This window comes from Epilithonimonas sp. (assembly GCF_032054305.1).
GTDB lineage: Bacteria > Bacteroidota > Bacteroidia > Flavobacteriales > Weeksellaceae > Epilithonimonas.
Genome location: NZ_DAMBSX010000003.1, coordinates 105,842 through 126,608, shown reverse-complemented (window position 1 = coordinate 126,608; position 20,767 = coordinate 105,842). Strand labels below are relative to the sequence as shown.

Below are 20,767 nucleotides of genomic sequence, written 5' to 3'. Positions count from 1 at the left end.
TGTTTTTATCATACATTGATTTGATTTTAAAATGAACAAAAGCCAAAACTGATTGAAAATTTCAATTGATATAAAATTGTTAAAATTTTGATTCTGAAGCTGATTTTGAAAAAAAAACCTTTTTTTTGTACGATAAATTTAATTGTATTAAAATATGAAGAAAATTCTACAGCTACTATTTTCAATGTGTCTTTTGGGATTTGGAACCGCACAGGGGCTAAAACCTATAGCACAGAAAGTAGCAGATCAAAAGATGGCAAAAAGAAATTTTGTCAAGTTCAGCCCTTTTACCAAAGATGTGGCGTCTAGGAATGAAGCGGTTTACAAAAATGAAGCAGATGGAGTGGCGATAATGCAGCTGAAATCTACCGAACTGCAAAAAATAGTAAGCGAAAGACCACAGGCAATGGAGCTTAGTTTCCCTTTCGAAAATGGAGAAATGACAGTGGAGCTGGTAAAGAATGATATTTTTGCTGGAGGATTTAAGGTAGGAACGGATAAAGGTGATGCAAATTATACTCCAGGGGTTTACTACCAGGGAATTATAAAAGGTGATAACACTTCTGTTGTTGCTTTTAGTTTTTTTGATAATGATATAGTAGGAATCGCTTCTACAAATGAATTCGGGAATGTTGTTGTAGGAAAAGCAAAAAGTTCCCAGGATTTCGTTTCTTATAGCGATTATAAATTGAAATCTAAAAATCCCTTTTCTTGTAGCGCAGACGAACTGCCTGAGAATAAAATTAATAAGCCTTCCTTTGACCCGAATGCAAAAAAGGCTTCCAAAGATGCAAATAGCTGTATAAGAATTTATTTTGAAGTTGGCTATGGACCTTACACACAGAATGGTTCCAATGTAACTTCCACTTCAAACTGGGTGACGGCTTTATTCAACAATATCAAAACGTTGTATGATAATGAAAGTGTGAAGGTTGCAATTAGTGAAATTTATGTATGGACATCAACAGATCCTTATTCTGGTTCGCCTTCTGTCATTCTTAATCAATTCAGAACTACAAGAACTGCTTTCAATGGAGATGTTGCACAATTGATCAGAAATCCTGCGACAACGAGTGTGGCCTATGTCAATTCAATCTGTAGCGTTTACAAATATTCTTATTGTGGTGTCAATGCACAAAATATCGCTGTTCCTACTTATTCTTGGAACATCGAAGCGATGACCCATGAGTTAGGGCACAATTTCGGTTCTCCACATACCCATGCTTGTGCTTGGAATGGAAACAATACAGCCATTGATGGTTGTGGACCTGCATCAGGGAATGACGAAGGTTGTGATGGGCCGCTTCCTACAACTACAAAAGGAACAATCATGAGCTATTGTCATTTAGTGGGTTCTGTGGGAATCAGTTTCGCAAATGGCTTCGGACAACAGCCAGGTGATTTGATCAGACAGACCGTTGCTGGTAAGCCATGTTTGGGTTCTGACTGTATCAATTCTTGTGATGTGACTGTTACCGGAGTTACTTTAAGTGCATTGACTGGAAATTCTGTTACAGCTACAATAGCAGATACAACAGGTACAACTTGGAGATATCAACTTTCAAAAACTACAGATGGTACAGTTGTACAATCAGGTTCTACAAGTAATAAAGTTCTTAATTTCAACGGTCTGGATGCCAACTCATTCTATAAAATTGAAATAGGAACAGAATGTTCTGCAACATATCAGCAGGCACAGGTTTTTATTACCGATGGCTCTTGGTGTGGAAAAATCATAACAGACACTGGTGGAGAAAACGGAAACTATTCCAACAACGAGAACTGGACAAAAACCTTCTATCCGGATGTTCCTGGACAAAAACTTAAAATAAACTTTACTGAGTTCAATCTAGGCGCACATTATATAACATTGAGAAACGGGTTGGCAAACTCTCCCGTATTCACAGGAGCAGCAAGGCTTTCAGGAAGCACAATTCCTAACTCTTATGAATCTACACATGAGTCTGGAGCCATCACATTGACTTTCAGGTCAGATGATTCTTTTGTAGGTTCAGGTTTCAAAGCTAATTTTTCTTGTTCGGTCTTGGCTGTAGATGACGTTATCAGTTCAAAAGACATAGCATTATATCCAAATCCTGTAAAAAACCAATTTACATTGAAAGGTATTAATAGATTGAAATCTGTTGAGGTTTATGACATTTCGGGAAAATTGGTAAAACAGTTCGATGCAGATAGTCTATCCAAGAATAATTTTGACATATCTAAGCTTAAAACTGGTAACTATGTGGTTCAAGTAAAAACAGAGAATGATAGTTTCAGTAAAAAATTGATAAAACAATAATATCAATTCTTATAGAATAGAAAACCGACAATTTCGTCGGTTTTTTTTATTCAAATTCTACATATATTTTTTCGCCGGTATTCATTCCGAAAAGAGTAGAAGCGCCATTCATAACACTACCTTTGTAGATTGTGATCTCTAATAAATCAGCATCATTAAAGATAACAGATGATTTTCCGTGGAACTCTTGTTCTCTGTTCCAATCTGTCACAACATCTGTATATTGATCCAGAATTTTTGTTAAGACAATATTCCTGAATTTAACAGTGAAATTTCCTAAAATCGATGCTTGCTTCTCGAAAAATTTTCTACTGATATTAGAAACGACATTTCCGAAATTATCAATATACATTACTTCACCGACAATCATTTTTTCGTTCTCGTTATAAATGGCTCTTGGAAAAGAAATATCTTTTATTGATTTGATCTTTCTACCAATCACCTCAGGAAGCCCTCCTTTGTAAAGATGCATCGCAGCAGGTACAAAAATGTCCGTGGATGGAAAAGAGACCTTGTCGTCAAACCTGTTATTCAAAGTGATCTCATAGATAGCTTCAGGTTTTATATCAAAAAACATGAGATTGATCACCCCGTTATCGGCACATATGAAATAGTGTCCGTCGATTCTCACAATGATATTTTTCCTTGATCTGTGATAAAAGCTATCTACAGAAATGATATGAATACTTCCTTCGGGGAAAAATTTGTAAGCGTTGCGAACAATGTATGCCGTCTGCAAAAGATTGTAAGCTGTAATGTTATGGGTAATATCAACCACTTTAACTTCCTCGCTCCAGCTTAGGATTTTGCCTTTTATGCTTGCAACTCGGTGGTCCACAAGCCCATAATCTGAAGTAAGGGTGATAACTGACATTCGTTTTTAGGATTTGTTGCAAATTTAATATAATTCAATTTTTTAACCGCCATAACTTATCAAACTATTCATATATTTGTTAAGCTAACCACTAATATTATATATGTTCGAAATAAATTATGAACTTGAAGGGATAAACACCAAAACGTTTTATGGTGTTCAGAATCAAAATTTCAATCTTATAAAATCCAGTTTCCCTACGCTTAAGATCACGGGCAGAGACAATTTTGTATTTGCGATGGGAAATCGGGAGACCTTGGACCTGCTGAAGAAGAAACTTGATGATATTTCAGATTATATATCCAAACACAATTCTTTGGAAATTAAACAACTGGAGTCTCTCCTGAAACTCAAAGACGACTCTGAGAAACATTTGGTCTTTGATCAGGACATCATTGTAAAAGGTGTTAATGGAAAAGTTATCAAGGCCAAAACGACCAACCTTAAGAAACTGGTAAAAGTTTCGGAAAAAAAGGATATGGTCTTTGCGATCGGCCCGGCAGGAACAGGTAAAACTTATACAAGTGTGGCTCTTGCAGTTAGGGCGCTTCGCGATAAAGAGGTCAAAAGAATTATTCTGACAAGACCAGCTGTAGAGGCCGGGGAAAGTTTAGGTTTTCTTCCTGGAGACCTCAAAGAGAAGCTGGATCCTTATTTACAGCCTCTTTATGATGCTCTGAGAGACATGATCCCACATGAGAAACTCGAAGGTTATATGGAGAAGAAAGTTATAGAGGTTGCTCCTTTGGCCTTTATGAGAGGTCGAACTTTGGATGAAGCTTTTGTAATTTTGGATGAAGCTCAGAACACCACACATTCTCAGATGAAGATGTTTTTGACGAGAATGGGAATGAATGCCAAGTTTATCATTACAGGTGATCCAAGTCAGATCGATCTGCCACCGAAACAACAGTCTGGTCTTAAAGAATCTATGACGATTTTGAAAGATGTGGAAGAGATCGGGTTTGTACATCTTACCGAAGAGGACGTTGTTAGACATCCTGTGGTTAAGAAAATTATTGTTGCCTATAATAATAGCGAGAAAAACAGATCTTGATATTTGGTATAAAACTTGGTAATAGTTATTTGAAAAATTTAAATTTTTGAAACTATGAAAAAGTTTTTTTTATTAACTGCTTTTGCAGCTTTTGGACTTGCCAGTGCGCAAGAAGGTTTTAAATTAGGCGCTCATATTGGTGCGCCGACTACCGGTAACTCACCTTTTACTTTAGGTCTTGATGCTGCTTACAGGTGGAACATTGCAAAAGGTTTCGATTTGGGTGTTGCTACAGGATATTCACATTACATAGGTAAAAGTTATGATTATCCCGGAGGGAGCATCAAAGGTGATGATTTCGGATTTATTCCTGTGGCAGTTTCTGGTAAGTATTCTTTTAATGGTGCTCCGATTGCTGTGGGTCTGGATTTAGGTTATGGTATTTCAACTAATTCAAATGTTGACGGTGGATTATATGCCTTGCCAAAATTTATCTATAATATGCCGACTGGTGAATTATACCTTGGATATCAAAGCATCTCTGGAAAATATGGAAGAGGTTATTATGATGACCGTCCTGTTGTAGGAAAAGAGTCTGTAGGTGCAGTGATTGTAGGATACAATTTTTATTTGAAGTAGATTTTAAAATCAGAATAGTTAAAAAAACTCCAGTTAATACTGGAGTTTTTTTCATGTTCAAACAGTTTGTTTCGAAGTTGTTCCGTTTCTCTTTTGTGCAAATTTCATATTGATAGATTTTTTGAGGTCATTTAAAAATCGTATTTTCGCAAGAAAGCAAATCTAACAAAATGAGCAAATCAATCGAAGAGCTGAAAAGCCTTTCAACACAGATCAGAAGAGATATTCTGAGAATGGTTCACGATGTGAATAGTGGTCATCCGGGAGGGTCTCTTGGTTGTACAGAATATTTCGTAGCACTTTACGGAGAGGTCTTGAATTACAAATTACCTTTTACAATGGAAGGTAAGAATGAAGATCTTTTCTTTCTTTCCAACGGTCATATTTCTCCCGTTTTTTATAGCACATTGGCAAGATTCGGATTCTTTCCGGTGGCAGAATTGGCAACTTTCAGAAAACTGAATTCAAGATTACAGGGTCACCCGACAACGCACGAAGGTTTGCCGGGAATCAGAGTCGCTTCTGGTTCATTGGGTCAAGGTCTTTCTGTGGCTTTGGGCGCAGCTCAGGGCAAAAAATTAGACGGAGACAATTCTTTGGTTTACACACTTCACGGTGATGGTGAACTTCAGGAAGGCCAAAACTGGGAAGCATTGATGTATGCTGCTGCAAAAAAAGTAGACAACATCATTTCTACAATAGATTACAACGGAAGACAGATTGATGGCGATACAGATGATGTCTTATCTCTTGGAGATTTGCATGCCAAATTGGAAGCTTTCGGATGGTTGGTTTTGGAAGAGAAAAACGGTAACGATTTAGAAGCAGTTATCGGAATTTTGAACAGAGCAAAAGCAGAAACCGGAAACGGAAAACCAGTAGCAATTCTTCTTCATACAGAGATGGGAAGCGGTGTGGATTATATGGTGGGTAGTCACGCTTGGCATGGAAAAGCGCCTAATGACGAGCAGCTGGCAACAGCCTTCAAACAACTATATTTAGAAGCACCGGCAGATTATTAATTATTAATGATAAATTATCAACTATCATTTATCAATTATAATATTCATCCATCAATTATAATAAAATGAAATATACATACACAGAAAAAAAAGATACGCGTTCAGGTTTTGGAGCTGGTTTGGCGGAATTGGCAGACAGCAATCCAAATGTGGTAGCACTTTGCGCCGATTTAATTGGTTCGCTTAAAATGGAGAAATTCATTGAGAAAGCGCCGGAAAGATTCTTCCAGACAGGAATTGCTGAGGCCAATATGATGGGAATGGCAGCAGGTCTTACCATCAACGGGAAGATTCCTTTTGCCGGGACTTTCGCCAACTTTGCAACTTCCAGAGTCTATGACCAGATTCGCCAGTCGATTGCATATTCCAACAAAAATGTGAAGATTGCAGCTTCTCACGCAGGGGTAACTTTGGGAGAAGATGGCGCAACGCATCAGGTTTTGGAAGACATCGGAATGATGAAAATGTTACCGGGAATGACGGTTATCAATCCTTGCGATTATAACCAGACCAAAGCGGCAACATTAGCAGCTGCAGTGCACGAAGGTCCTGTTTATCTGAGATTTGGTCGTCCTGTGGTGCCGGTTTTTATTCCGGAAGATATGCCTTTCGAGATTGGAAAAGGAATTCTATTACAGGAAGGGACAGATGTTACAATTGTTGCGACCGGACATTTGGTTTGGGAATCTTTGTTAGCGGCAGATGAGTTGGAAAAAGAAGGTATTTCTGTAGAAATAATCAACATCCATACTATCAAACCTTTGGACGAAGAGATTATCTTGAAATCTGTTGAGAAAACTGGCAAAATAGTTTCTGCTGAAGAGCACAACTATCTTGGAGGACTTGGCGAATCTGTTGCCGGAATGCTTTCCAGAAGAAGACCAACACCTCAGGAATTTGTAGCTGTTCACGATACTTTCGGGGAATCCGGAACGCCTGCGGAGCTGATGAAGAAATACCAAATCGATGCAGAAGCTGTTGTAAAAGCAGTGAAGAAAATCATTGAGAGAACGAAATAATTTTAATCAATTATATATTACAGAATCCACCTTTATGGTGGATTTTTTTATTTCCTGAAATTTTCAGTAGCTTGATCCCGCTTTACACTATATCTTTTTTATGATTGCGATCAATTTATTGAAACCTTTCAGCGCAATCAAAAAAAGGATGCCGTTCCAATCGGGGCTATGGGCTTTATCATCCAATTAAGATTCTCTCATAATTTAAATTTCATAAGAATTTAGAGAGAATATAACAGTTAGTTTGTCATTCCGTAGGAATCTAAACCGTCGAGATTCCTACGGAATGACAAATAATATGTTTTAATTTTATTATTTTTGACAATGCTCCAGATTTCTGACTATAAAATCCCTATCACAGAACTAAAAACCAATTTCGATGTCCGGATTTTCATCAAAAGAGAAGATTTGATTCATCCGACAATTTCGGGCAATAAGTTCTGGAAACTCTTTCTTAATGTCAATCAATATCTGGAAGCGAAACCTAATAATCCTCTATTACTGACTTTTGGTGGCGCTTTTTCTAATCATATTGCATCGGTTGCTGCTTTTGGAAAACAATTTAATATCTCGACAATTGGAATCATCAGAGGAGAAGAATTGGAAAATAACTGGCAAAACAATCCGACACTTTCCAAAGCTTCCGAAAACGGAATGCAGTTCTTTTTTGTTTCAAGAGAAGACTATCAAAACAAAGAAAAAATTACACAAGAATTTTTAGAGAAATATCCCAATTCATTGATGATTCCTGAGGGCGGAAGTAATGATAGGGCAGTGGAAGGTGTCCAATATATGCTGGGAAATGACACCAAAGATTTTGATTATCTTTGCACAGCAGTTGGAACAGGAGGAACAATTGCCGGCATTTCTAGGTTTGCAGAAGCCAATCAAAACGTGATTGGAATCAAAGTTGTTAAGGATGATTCGCTGGAAAATCTGGTGAAGCAATGGAGCGGTAGACGCAATTTTGAATTGATAGACGCCGATGAAAACCGATACGGAAAAATATCTGATGGGAATGTCCGTTTTATAAATTGGTTTCAGAATGAATATCAGATTCCGCTGGACCCAATTTACATGGGGAAAATGATGCAGAAGATTTTTGATTTGGCGGAGAAAGGTTTTTTTCCAAAAGATTCAAAGATTCTGGCGTTTCATACGGGTGGATTGCAAGGGATAAAAGGAGCGAATCAGTTTTTGGAAAGTAAGAATAGAACGCTGATTGATTTTGAAGTGTAATGTCAGTTCGAGTAAAAATGATTTGAAGCAAAGCGGAAAATGATTTTGTATCGAGAACTTCTTGTGGGCAACTTCTCGATACGATTTTTTCACAAAAATCTACTCGAAGTGACGGAGTGACAAACGTTCTAAAAAAAGGGAAACCCATAGCCCCGATTGACTCAGATATTATATTTTATTATTTGAATCGTCGAAACTCGTGCCTCGTTTTTCAGCGGCATCCTTTTTTGTCTTAATGGGAAACTCTGTTTCGGATGATAAACGTCTAAGACAAAAATGATATAGTGGAAAGCGGGAAACAGCTCCTAAAAGAATAAAATATTTAGTAAAAAATAAATATGAGAAAAGTATTAGTGATTGGTTTTGTGAGTGTTTTAGGTCTTGTGAAAGCGCAAACCTGGAAAACGGAAGACCAATACATCCAGAAATTTGCGCCGTATGCGGTGGAAGAAATGGAGAAATATAAGATCCCGGCGAGCATCACGCTGGCTCAGGGACTTTTGGAAACCGGCGGCGGACAAAGCCGACTAGCGCTGGAAGGGAAAAACCATTTCGGAATCAAATGCAAGGAAGACTGGACGGGCAGAACGATGAAACATACGGATGATGCGCCCAACGAGTGTTTCCGTGTTTATGAAGACCCGAAGCAGTCTTACGAAGACCATTCGATTTTTCTGGCGACACGAAAGTATTACACCAAATTGTTTGACCTGAATCCCAAAGATTACAAAGCCTGGGCGCACGGCCTGAAGAAAGCCGGATATGCGACCAATCCGCGATATGCATACATCCTGATCGACAAAATAGAGCGTTATAAATTGTATGAATTTGATAATACTTCTAAAGATGAGGTTTATTACGCGATTTTGAAATTATATCCTAATCTTAACAGCGATGCGGTTTTTATGGCGCAACTAAGTCAGGAAAAACAAAACGAAAAAGTTGCTCCACCGACAATTAAAGTAGATTATTCGCAAGGGTCTTACGCAAAACAACAAAGTAAGGTTTCAGAAATCATAGATTTAAAAAGCAGAGCAGAACTTCTGAAAAATATATTGGTGAAAAACCATCCAAATGGAGATTTGAAATTCTTTGTGATGCCTGTAGATGCGGATATTTCTGATATTGCGAAGAAATTCGGGATCAGTGAGAAACGTCTTATGAAATACAATGAACTGGAGGATTCTAAACTGGCGAAGAATGAAGTCATCTTTTTGGAAGGCAAAAATTCATCTGGAAACAAAGAAACTTACAAAGCCGGAATTGGCGAGACGATGCACGATATTGCTCAGAAATTCGGAATCAAACTGAAAAAACTCTATTCCAAAAACCGAATGGAACCGGGCGAAGAGCCAAGAGTAGGACAAACGATTTATCTGCAAAACAAAAAACCGAGAAGTTAGAAGTTAGACTAACAACCATCAACCAACAACCATCAACTAAAATGTTATACCAAAGAAGTTCAGCGCTGTTTGAAGAAGCGTACAAATATATTCCGGGCGGCGTGAATTCGCCGGTTCGTGCCTTCAAATCTGTGGGCGGCGTTCCGATTTTTATGAAATCTGCAAAAGGTGCGTACCTTACAGACGAAGACGACAGAACCTACATCGATTATATCAATTCTTGGGGACCGGCAATTCTTGGTCACACACATCCTGAAGTTTTGGAAGCTCTGAAACTACAGGCTGAAAAAGGATTTTCTTTTGGTGCACCAACAGAATTGGAAACTGAGATTGCTAAATTCATTGTAGAAAATGTTCCTAATGTTGACCAAATCAGAATGGTTTCATCAGGAACTGAAGCTTGTATGAGCGCCGTTCGTTTGGCGAGAGGCTACACGGAAAGAGACAAAATCATCAAGTTCGAAGGCTGTTATCACGGTCATTCGGATTCATTTCTGATTCAGGCGGGAAGTGGAATGGCGACTTTTGGAAGTCCGAATTCTCCAGGAGTAACCCAAGGAACCGCAAAAGATACATTACTTGCTGAATATAATAACATCGAACAGGTTGAAGAACTTTTCAGAAATAATCCTGAGCAGATTGCAGCGATTATCGTAGAACCGATTGCCGGAAATATGGGTTGTATTTTGCCTGAAAATAATTTCCTTCAAAACCTTAGAAAATTGTGTGATGAGAACGGAACTTTATTGATTTTTGATGAGGTAATGACGGGATTTCGTTTGGCTTTTGGCGGTGCGCAGGAAGCTTTGGGTGTGAAAGCGGATTTGGTAACTTACGGAAAAGTGATTGGCGGCGGATTGCCAGTTGGCGCTTTTGCTGGAAGAAACGAAATTATGAACTGGCTTTCTCCAAGAGGACGTGTATATCAAGCGGGAACTTTGAGCGGAAATCCTTTGGCAATGAGAGCTGGACTCAAAACTTTGCAATTGATAAAAGAAGATGCTGATTTCTATAAAAAATTAGATAAAACAACCGAAACCTTAGACTTCGAGATTGGGAAAATCCTTAACGAAAAAGGAATTCGACACAGAATCAACAGAAAAGGAAGTATGATGTCGATTTTCTTTGATGTGACTTCTGCAAGTAACTTCAATGAAGTGAATCAATCCAACATTGGATTGTTCAATAATCTGTTTCATCAGGTTTTGGAACAAGGGATTTATCTTCCGCCAAGTGGCTATGAGACTTGGTTTATTTCGTCTGCAATTAGCGATACAGAGATTGATAAAACGCTGGAAGCTTTTAGGAAGTTTCAGTATTAGATAAAAGAAAACCTTTCCGATTTTGGAAAGGTTTTTTGTATTATGTTGGGTTTTTCCGCTCAGCAATTCATCCTGCGTTTTGCAATATAATGTTAGTGGGAGTTTTATTTGTAGTTTATTTTATGGTTTAACTCAATTGGATTATTTTCTTGTAAAATATAATTTTGCAGTTCTTTGTTCTTTATAGAAATATCCACTGTAGTACCATTCGCATCAGTAAACGTAGCGGTTTTCCACCCTCTTGAATTTATATTATATGGGTCATTAAAATATGATTTTGCAAGTGTTTCATATTTTTTCCAATCAATTTTTATTGTTTTTGTGCGTGCGTCAAAAATATTCCCTCCTTTTTTGACCTCTATCAAATTAAATGAATAGTCGTTGTTTGAATCTTGAATAGAAACAATCAATCCGGGTAAACCATTGAAAATATATGGCCCATCTCCAAAAGGTAATTCTGTTGTAAACCAGGCAATCCAGTTTCTTCCTCCATACATAGTTTCTGCTTTTTGAGATTTATATTTTCCAATCATTTTTTGTTCGGGAGTTATTTTCCAATCTAATATTTCCTCAATTGGAAGAAGATAATCTTTTCCCAAATAAGTTATTACTTTTTCAATTCTTTTTTGAGCGAGATTCTTTTTGACATAGAATTGGTTTTCAACACCCATTTTAAATATTTCCTTTCCATTATTCAACTTTAATGAATCTGCTTCTTTTTCTACTGAATCTCTAAAAATTGAAACATTATTTTTTAAATCCAAAATCATATTCTCGGAATTAACATCATCTGGATTTTCTAAATTCAGTTTGTATTTTGTTTCGTAAATGAAACTAATTTTTTGTGAGGAGCAAAAGGTAGAGATTCCAAGAAAAAATATAATAAATTTCATTTGTGAAGGGTGTTTAAACTTTCTGATAATAACAACATAAACGAAGTTTTAATATTTATATTTTTAAAAAAATGATACAAAACCTACTGATGCGAGCATCTTGCACGTAATCATTTCTTAAAAAATGAGATACGCCCGAGAAAAGATTGATAAAACGCTGGAAGCTTTTAGGATTTTCAGTATTAAAGAAAACGTTTCCAATTTGGAAGGTTTTTTTGTTTAGCTAAATTTTCCATTTTGCTATTCATTAGGCATTTGAAAGCTTGACGATAAAAAATTTATTATGAATGTTGCCAACAATATCCTCCACCTTTAACTCTTCTTTTACAATACCCACCAGTTTTGTTTGCGTGTCCACAAAGTCCAGACGACGATTGGTAGGATTGTGAACTTCCACTTTTGAGCTGTTTTGATTTTTTTCGTTTAGTGACTTTATAAGTTGCTTTAGATTCGGTAGAATATCTTTTTTTCTTCTTTGCTTTTATGGTTGTTGGTTCAGTAATTTTCTTATTATTAGTTTGCATTGCAGCAATTGGCAAAATTCTACTCTTTTCACCAATTTTATTTGAACTTGGTAATTCTACAGAATCATTTGAACTTTGAATAGAATCACTTATCGATTGATTGTTTGTGGTATTACTATTTGCAATTTTATCAAAATCTATAAAGAAAAAAGGGGCAAAAAAACCTATGAATGGTAATGAATATTTAATAACTCTGCTAAATTTGAAATTTAATTTATGTTCGATTAAATTTCGTGTTGCAGGCATTATTAGCAAAGCTGAAATCGTAGAAATGAATGCACCAATTGCTGATTTGTCTCCAATTATTAGATAGCCTAAACTCATAAAAAGTAAATAGACTCCTAATAGATACTGGAAAATTTGTTTAATTATTGTCATTAGTTTAAAATTTCGGTTAGCACAAAGCTAAAGAAGTTTTTGACATTTAGATTTTAAATGACAAACAAAGACACATATTATATTTAAGCGTATAAATTTTGCATTTTAATTTATTAATTCTCCTTATTCATATCCTTAATCATCCCAACAGCAAAATAACCAATAATCGCCACGGCAAGAATAATGCAAATCCACATAAATAAAGGTGTTTGCCAAAAAGATTTAGCTGTTTCCTTAGATTGTGACTGCTCTATTTTTTCTAAATTCGAAATGGTGGCGACAGGATAATTTTGATTAACATCAATTCCGGAATTGATTAAATCGTATTGTGGCGCAGGCCAAGTAGAATCAATTTTCAAGGTGTAATTTTCATTTGATTTCAAATCGGTTAGAATACTTACTGGCGATTGGAAAAGATTGATTTTGTTAATTCCCAAAGCTTGATTGTCTTGATTATCAATTTCAATGATGAATTCTTTTGCGAAAAAACTTTGAACATCAAATCTGTTTTTACTTTTTGAGTTGAGTTGAAATGCAGAAATATTTTCAATATAATTTTTAGTCAATTTTTTATAAACTCTAGATTTATTAATCAAAATCCTCGCATCACGCAGAAAATAACTCGGCGAAGAAATCTCGAAACCGATGCCGTCAATGACTTGTGGATTTGGAAAAGTAATCGTGATTTTAGTTTGTTTTGATTTCTTATCCGTGTCAATCTTCTGAGTGAAATTCTGTAATTCAATTTTCGATTGATTGACAGAATGATTTTCTTCCAGACTGGCTCCAAGAATATTGATTGGCAAAGAGTTTTTATCAATGAAATCAATTTTAAGGAACTTATAATTATTCAAGGGAAAAGCAAAATCACGTTCCACAAAGTTTTCGCCGGCGTCATTCAATCCGATTACTTTTTGGTTAATGACCAATCCAAACCATTCTTTTTGGTCATTGCTTCCGTTGATATTGTACTTTTTATCAACATCCGTATTCGCGATTTTCAACGTCAAATGGTCAATGTTCAATGCGTTTTCATTGGAGATAATGATGGAAGTAGCAACATTCGGAACGGCAGTTTTTGAAATGATGTTAAAATTTTTTGAGCTGGAATTACTGGATTTCCCTTCATAAAATACATAAGGAGCTTCATTATTTTTAGAATCGAAAATCCTCACAAAATCCAGATTATTCTGAGACGCAGAACGAACTTCAGGATTGATTAAAATCTGATGCAAACCATTTTCTACCACTTTATTGATTTTCCCCTGATAATTTTGAGCCAAGGAAAATCCGTATATCATTGAAAATATAAGACTAATTAATTTCTTCATCGTTTGGGTTTTTAGTTTCTGTCTGGTCTTCAGGATTTTCAATTTTATCCGAAGGGAATTTGGTTTCATCTACGACCAGTCTTTTAATCTTTTGATAAACGAATGAAATAATCAAAATCAAGACACCTAACAAGATGAAAGCGATGATTTTTCCTGTTTCCGAAACATTTTTGATATCGTAAACAAATAACTTAATAATCGTGATTCCGAGCAAAGCTAGTGCGATAATACGCAATGGCTGGTTTTGTTTTTTGATACCGATAATCAGAAAAACAAAAGATAAAACGCCCCAAAGAATCGGATAACCGATTTTGATGATTTGAAGTTTTATTGCTTCGAATTTGTCATCGATAAAAATTTCTTTTTCGTAGCTGTAACCTGTTTTATTAAAAGGATATTTGGCTAATTCGGCTGATGAAATAATGTCATTGTTGAACATCAATCCGTGAATCATCACTTCATTACTCAAAACGTAAACGATGCAAAATGCGAAAATCCATAATGCTGATTTATGATTCAAAAGCTTGGAGAAAAAACTTTCGTTTCTGAATTTAATCAAAACATATCCGAAATAAGCTAGACAGATCAGTAAAATGTAATGAATAAAATAAGCCGATTTTGAAGCCAAATTGAGAACGTAATTTTCCGTCATTTCGTTGTAAGTCAATTTGTAGAAATAGGCGATGTAAATGATGATATTAACGGAAGCCAAAACAATAGTGAAAGTGTTCCAACCTTTGTCTTTTAACTTCAAAACAAAATAGATTAATCCGGCGCTGAACAGGAAATGATACAAAACCGAATAAGACAATGCCGAATAATAATTGGCTATGTAATCTCCAGCTTGATAACTTATTTCAAACATTCCTGTGAAATATCCGACCAAAATGCCGACGCCTAAAATAATATTTCTGTAAGAAGAAGGATGGAATTCGAAGCCGAAAATATCGGTGCTTTCTTTCTCTTTTTTCAATAATATATAAGTGAAAATCAACGAAGCGAGTGAGACAATTCCTGTGATGAACATTCGGTTAAGGAAAGGTTTCAGTTCCATCAGGTTTCCGGAATAATATTTTTCCCAATCCATAATCAAACTTCCCAACATCAAAATCTGAACGATTATTGCTCCTAATTTGAAGGTTGCGATTTTCGATTTTTGAGACAGCCAGAACAATAAAACCGCTTCTCCTGCCCAGAATAAAGTGATGTAATTGCCTTGGAACTGAATCGGAATAGCTAAGGTCACAAAGGTTAAAGTCAATCCTAATAAAAGATAAATTGCATTTTTGTCCAGCCCGAATTTTCTGTATAAAAATATCGCATAAATTAAGTTGTACAAAGCCATAACAACGGTAAATAAACCTTTGAATTCCGGTTTCCAGTTTTCGATAATACTGATTCCCATTCCGAAATAGAAGAACGTATTAGCGACCATTATAAAATATTCCAACTTCGTAAAAGAGCCCTTATTTCTCAGATTATTAATAACCGTTGCCACACTGAAAATAATGTAAAATATAGTAGCAAAAAACAATGCACCACGATATGGTAAGTTGTTGTCGTAGAAGCCTTTTCCGAACCAAGCAGAATACAGCAGACAACTGAAAATGAAAGCCAGTAAAGTAACGAGATTCCATTTTTTGAAGTAGGCAATCAAGAGCATTCCAATATTCAGAATCGCAATGTAAATGAACAGAACTTTATAGTTTCCTTCGCCAGTGCTGACCATAAAAGGAACGGCAAAACCGCCAATCAAGGACAAAATTGCCAATTCTTTTCGGTCATAAGAAACAGAAACGAACACGCTGAAAATGGTAATCACTACCATAATGATGAACGCCACAGTCTGACTGAACAGGTGATAATCGTGGAAGGCAATTCCAATCGTGAGATAAAAAATACTGATCGCGCCAGCCACAAAAACGGAACTGAAAGCCGCATAATTTTTCCTCAATCGATGCGCAACGCCCATTACCAAAGCACCAGCCAAAATGCCGATTCCGACACGTGCTGGTTCATTGATCCAATCTTTATCAATCGCATATTTCACAAAGAAACTGATGCCGAGAACCAAAATCAGAATCCCGATTTTATTGATGAGGTTTTCGCCGATAAATTTCTCGATGTCAGGATTGTTTTCTCTAAAGTTTTCCAGCCAAGATTTTTTAGGTGGAATAAATTCTCTTACAGAATTTTCTGCTGAGAAAGCGACTTTTTGTTCCACTTTTGGAAGTTCATCTTCAACTGGCGGAATTGTATTTTCAATAATTTCCGGTTGTTTTTCCTCGATGATTTCTTCTTCGATTATTGGAGGAACTTCAACAGGAATTGGTTTTATTTCTTCCAGTTTTATTTCTTCCTTGATAATTGGAATTTCAGGTTCTTCCTGTTTTAAAGGTTGAATGTTGATTCCCGATTTCAATGCATCGATTTTGTCCTGAAGTTGTCTGATTGATTCCTGCGTCGAATTGAAATTGGAAGTTGATTTGTTGTGAATGATAATTACAAAAACCAAAATGAGCAATAGTAAGAATATCTCCATAAAAAGTGTTTTCTGTTAACAAATATAACGAAATAGAGTTTGGTTCTAGTAGAAAAGGAAATATGAGACCAATCTTTGATTTAAAAACAAAAAAAGACTTAACAAATTTTGCTAAGTCTCTTTTTTGATATGAAGAAATTTTATTTTCTGATGATTTTCTTCGAAACTTGTTTTCCGTTGATTAATGTTGCATTCAGGATGTAAACACCTTTTGGAAGATTCGATAGATCAATTGTTTTGGAAGTTGATTTTAATAAAATTTTTCCTGCGAAATCTACAATCACTGCTTCTTTGACTTTATCATTGGAAATATTAATGTAATCCGAAGTTGGATTTGGATAAATGATTAAATCTGCCTTTGATAAAGAATTATTATTTATTCCCAAAGTTTCCAGACTGATCTGATATTTTATCAATCCCAAATCTGACGTGCTGAAGTAGATATCTGCTTTCTCATCATCCAGAAAATCAATTGCAGATGATTCTGAGAAAAGATAGCCCAGCTTTTCAGGAGAAACTTCATTCCAGGTTTGTCCGGAATTAGTTGAATAAATGATTCTCACTTGCGAAGGTGGGTAAACAGAACCTTCGCCACTTCCGTTCATGAAATTAGAAGTCGCTACGATAACACCGTTTTTATGGGGTGAAAATTCGGCTCTGTTGATAACATCGCCACTATAGATGTGAGTCCACTTCACACCAGCATCATTGGAAATGAAAATACCTTGTGTGGTAGACAAAAGCAATTGGTCTTTGTTGAAAGGATTTTTGTTAATGTCATAAATGAAATCGGCATTGCTTTCCAGTATTTCCAATCCGCTTTCCGATGGTGTCCAGTTTTGTCCGCCGTCTGTTGTTCTGTAAACATTGTTATTCTGGGAAAGAATCACATTATTCTCATTAGTTTCATCAATGCTGATTCCGAAAACTGGTCCGAATGATGGCAGCATCACTTCTGCACTTGTGATTCCGCTCATATTGGTGAAATCAAATTTCCTTACAGACTCGTCGAAGGAAACCCAGGAATGATTGGTGTTCGATTTGGATGTGGCAACTCTCATAATATTCAATCCATAATCACTGTAACCTGAAGAATAATTGACACCATGATTGGTGCTTACAGCAAAGGTAGAACCCATAAAATTGCTTGAGGTGACATAAACTCTTCCTGCAACCAACGGGTCGGCATAGAGACCGGTGCTTCTGAAATTTGGGAAGAAATTGATAGCCATAAGTCCAATTCCTGTTTCTTGTCCGGTTTGGAAATCCTGATGGACGAAGCCTCTTCTCAATCCATAATACAAATGCTTTTCCGAATTTTTATGAAATGTGACTCTGTCGGTGTTGTTCGCAAACGGATTTTTGAATCTCGACAATGTAATTCCGCCATCCAAAGAATGGAAGGGGTAATAATTGGAACTGATGATCACTTCATTGCTGTTCGAAGGATTATAGGTTGCATTCAGTCCGTAATAATATTTATTTTCCAGATCATTGTTCGGATAAACATAATTTGTCCATGTGTTTCCGCCATCTTTTGAGATCACTATCTCATTTTCTTCGAGAACCATCACTTCGTTCGGATTTTTAGGATTGATGATGATCTTTTGGATGCTGTTTGTGGACAGCTCTGTCCAGTTAATTGGAACAATACTCCAGTTATCGCCGCCGTCTGTTGAGCGGTAAAGATTTTCGGTTTGCGTTTCCGTAAGATAAAATGTTCCTAAAAACATCTTTTGTGAATTTGCCGGGTCAAAAGTTATTGCGGAATAATTCTGTCCTGCAATTTTTTCTGTCCAACTATTTCCGGAATTGTTTGAAACATATAATCCACCGTTTTTTTCGCCGGGAGAAAATCCTCTTGCTAAAAATAGTTTGTTAGGATTATTGGGATGAATCGCAACATTATTGATGTGAACACCGTCATTCGCAGAACTTGTGTAAACTTTTTGCCAGCTGTCTCCGCCATTTTTACTGTAGAAGACATCTGTTACAAGACCAAAATTATACATATAGGTCGTGTGTAAAAGAATGTTTTCGTAATCACTTCCTGTAACAGAGTAGGACATTATCAGGTTGCCGGACATATTTCCGTTCGGAGAATCTATTCTTTTGATCACGTTTCCATTGGCTGGGTCTATGATAATTACCTGATTGTGAACCGTTCCTTCCGCAGTCACGATAAAACTTAAATATTTCTGGTCTGCGGTCCATCGTAGATCCTTGATCGTTCCAAAACTGAGGTCTAGCGGAAAAGAATACAAAACTTCCCAGTTTTTTCCGTTGTCAGAACTTTTTACAATGTGGTTGGTCACCGTGTTGGCATATAAAACATCGGACTGGATCGGGTCGTAGGTCACATCAAATACTTGTCCATAATCTGGCGAAGTTAAAAATGACAACTGAGCCGCCAACTTTGTAGAAAGACTGGAGCAGATTGCCAATAAAAATAAAGTCAATATTTTCTTCATATTCAAAAATTTTATTGATGTAAAATTGATGATAAATCAAAAAAAATGTATCAATAATGGCGTGACATTGCGTGACATCATTCCAGTTTCTGCGTGACATAGTTTTGTCTATATTGCTGAAATATAGTCGTATAAGTTTATTCTGTCGGGAAGATTGAGTTTTTTGCTGATTCTTTCCTTTCTTTTTCTACAGGATTCCGGACTGATGTTGAGAATCGAGGCAATTTCTTTATGACTCAGATTCATATAAACATAACAGATGAATCTGATCTCTGAAGAACTCAGGTCCGGATGTCTTTCTTTCAAAGTGGTGATGAAATTCTGATTGACACCTTCAAAATGTTTGAAAAAACTATCCCATTGATTATTGCTCTTAAGCTGAATTTTCAAATCCTTGATAGAACTCACGAACTTGGAATTGTTGGAAATCTCGGGTTGGTTGACGATTGCTTCAATGATTTCTTCCACCACATCATTTCTGCTGGAGATGGTCAAAGCTTGTGAGGTCAACTGTCGGTTTTGCTGCTCAATTTCGTTTTTAAGACGTTCTTTTTCCAGCAAAGACAATGTTTCCTGTTCCTTCAACTGTTGAGTCAGGATCAGATTGTCGCTTTGTTTTTTCTCAAATTCCAGCTGCGTGATCTTTTTCTGCTGTTTGTATTTTATCGAGTTATTATAAAGAAAAAGCAAAACCAACAAAATGATGATAACGGCAGAAGCGATAATGATGTAGAAGATCTTTCTCTCATCTTTCAAACGTTGATGGCTTTCTTTGAGCTCGAATTGATAATTCTGCATTTCGAACTTGATTTTTCCATTGTTAAATAGAGCAGAATTATTAATTCTCGAAATCGAATCATTCGCAATAATCACAGAATCTTTGTACTTCAGAGACTCATCATAATTTTTACTTTCTGCATTGATCTTTGAAAGATAATTGTAAACTTCTTCTCGATTGTTAATATTTGGAGAGAGCTTTCTTGCCTGTAAAGCCAAAGATTTTGCCTGAGTAAAGTCTCCTTTTTTCTCATTGATTTGAGCTTTTATCAAGAGAATAAATATCAGGTTCTCATTTTCGTCAGGTGACTGAAGCTGTGGAATTAAACTATCAATAATAGTTTCGGATTCGTCATATTTTTTCTTGAGATAAAGATTTTCCGCCAGCGCCATTTTGTACATGATGTTGACTTTCGGATTGTCTTTGGTCAGCGTTTCAGCTTCCTTAATATATTGATAAGCCTCATTGACTTTATTCAATTTATTCAAAACCAAACCGAGATTCACGGCATAAGCGCCGGCTTTGTCGTTCCGGTTGTTTTCTTTTGCGGTTTGATAAGCTTTCAGGAAATATTCGTAGGCCTTTTTGTTGTTTTTTTCCTGAAAATAAAGGATTGCAATATTATTGACAACCGTCATCACGTGCTTTTTGTCGGGCATATTGGTAGCGATATCATAAGCTTCGAGATAATATTTCAAAGCCTCGCCAAAGTCCGTCATCAGGTAATAATTAAGCCCGATATTGTTCGTTGCGCGGAAGTTGGATTTGTCCCATTTCTTTTGCTCGGAAACAGATTTTACCCGAATCAACATTTCAAGAGACTTCGTATGTTCTTTTCGGAACATCTTCTGAATGGCCGAATCGATGATGACTTCACATTCTTTTTCCGACTGTCCTGAAATTGTTGAAGGCAGAATAAAAAGTACAAATATTGGGATTATTTTCAGAAATAATTTCATCTTCTCATTAAATCGATAACGAAATATAGATATAATTAATCGTAAAAGCAAAAAGATGAGATTGTGAACGATAA

General features: G+C 36.2%; 15 protein-coding genes. 8 read left to right on the top strand and 7 right to left on the bottom strand.

The features are described 5' to 3' along the window. Positions 1 to 154 precede the first annotated feature (154 nt). Positions 155 to 2,302 (top strand): T9SS type A sorting domain-containing protein, encoded by a 2,148-nt coding sequence (locus RTX21_RS07435; RefSeq protein ID WP_312766517.1) that lies wholly within the window; start codon positions 155 to 157, stop codon positions 2,300 to 2,302. Positions 2,303 to 2,348: 46 nt separating this feature from the next. Here RTX21_RS07435 and RTX21_RS07430 read toward each other — a convergent pair whose 3' ends face one another. Continuing rightward, positions 2,349 to 3,176 (bottom strand): SAM-dependent chlorinase/fluorinase, encoded by an 828-nt coding sequence (locus RTX21_RS07430; protein WP_312766514.1) that lies wholly within the window; start codon positions 3,174 to 3,176, stop codon positions 2,349 to 2,351. A 103-nt stretch (positions 3,177 to 3,279) separates the two neighbouring features. On the opposite strand from RTX21_RS07430, the gene RTX21_RS07425 reads away from it, so the two are divergent. The 7 genes from RTX21_RS07425 (at position 3,280) to hemL (ending at position 10,817) form a co-directional block, all read left to right on the top strand. Next, complete coding sequence (locus RTX21_RS07425) at positions 3,280 to 4,233, top strand: PhoH family protein (RefSeq protein WP_312766513.1); 954 nt, start codon at positions 3,280 to 3,282, stop codon at positions 4,231 to 4,233. A gap of 54 nt (positions 4,234 to 4,287) precedes the next feature. Then, positions 4,288 to 4,812 carry a hypothetical protein gene (locus RTX21_RS07420; RefSeq protein WP_312766512.1) on the top strand — a complete coding sequence of 175 codons (525 nt, stop codon included), beginning with the start codon at positions 4,288 to 4,290 and terminating at the stop codon, positions 4,810 to 4,812. Between the two features lie 170 nt (positions 4,813 to 4,982). Next, positions 4,983 to 5,834, top strand: a complete 852-nt coding sequence (locus RTX21_RS07415; RefSeq protein ID WP_312766511.1) for a transketolase — start codon at positions 4,983 to 4,985, stop codon at positions 5,832 to 5,834. Positions 5,835 to 5,899: 65 nt separating this feature from the next. After that, positions 5,900 to 6,853: a transketolase family protein gene (locus tag RTX21_RS07410; protein ID WP_312766510.1), complete on the top strand. Its 954-nt coding sequence runs from the start codon at positions 5,900 to 5,902 to the stop codon at positions 6,851 to 6,853. 324 nt (positions 6,854 to 7,177) lie between these two features. After that, positions 7,178 to 8,092 carry a pyridoxal-phosphate dependent enzyme gene (locus tag RTX21_RS07405; RefSeq protein WP_312766509.1) on the top strand — a complete coding sequence of 305 codons (915 nt, stop codon included), beginning with the start codon at positions 7,178 to 7,180 and terminating at the stop codon, positions 8,090 to 8,092. A 338-nt stretch (positions 8,093 to 8,430) separates the two neighbouring features. Then, entirely contained in the window at positions 8,431 to 9,495 is a 1,065-nt protein-coding gene (locus tag RTX21_RS07400) for a glucosaminidase domain-containing protein (RefSeq protein WP_312766507.1), read from the top strand. A 41-nt stretch (positions 9,496 to 9,536) separates the two neighbouring features. Further along, a complete protein-coding gene (gene hemL / locus RTX21_RS07395; RefSeq protein WP_312766505.1) occupies positions 9,537 to 10,817 on the top strand; it encodes a glutamate-1-semialdehyde 2,1-aminomutase in 1,281 nt (426 codons plus the stop codon). Between the two features lie 104 nt (positions 10,818 to 10,921). Here hemL and RTX21_RS07390 read toward each other — a convergent pair whose 3' ends face one another. From RTX21_RS07390 to RTX21_RS07365, 6 genes are all read right to left on the bottom strand, one after another. Then, entirely contained in the window at positions 10,922 to 11,710 is a 789-nt protein-coding gene (locus RTX21_RS07390) for a GLPGLI family protein (RefSeq protein ID WP_312766504.1), read from the bottom strand. Positions 11,711 to 11,991: 281 nt separating this feature from the next. Beyond that, positions 11,992 to 12,612: a hypothetical protein gene (locus RTX21_RS07385; protein WP_312766503.1), complete on the bottom strand. Its 621-nt coding sequence runs from the start codon at positions 12,610 to 12,612 to the stop codon at positions 11,992 to 11,994. A 113-nt stretch (positions 12,613 to 12,725) separates the two neighbouring features. Beyond that, a complete protein-coding gene (locus RTX21_RS07380) occupies positions 12,726 to 13,943 on the bottom strand; it encodes a hypothetical protein (RefSeq protein ID WP_312766502.1) in 1,218 nt (405 codons plus the stop codon). Continuing rightward, positions 13,927 to 16,485: a DUF2339 domain-containing protein gene (locus RTX21_RS07375; RefSeq protein ID WP_312766501.1), complete on the bottom strand. Its 2,559-nt coding sequence runs from the start codon at positions 16,483 to 16,485 to the stop codon at positions 13,927 to 13,929. The genes RTX21_RS07380 and RTX21_RS07375 overlap by 17 nt, the downstream gene beginning before the upstream one ends. A 140-nt stretch (positions 16,486 to 16,625) precedes the next feature. Further along, the gene (locus tag RTX21_RS07370) at positions 16,626 to 18,956 is read right to left on the bottom strand and encodes a VPS10 domain-containing protein (RefSeq protein ID WP_312766499.1); all 2,331 of its coding nucleotides are present in this window, start codon (positions 18,954 to 18,956) and stop codon (positions 16,626 to 16,628) included. A 108-nt stretch (positions 18,957 to 19,064) separates the two neighbouring features. Next, entirely contained in the window at positions 19,065 to 20,693 is a 1,629-nt protein-coding gene (locus tag RTX21_RS07365; RefSeq protein WP_312766497.1) for a LuxR C-terminal-related transcriptional regulator, read from the bottom strand. Positions 20,694 to 20,767: the final 74 nt, after the last annotated feature.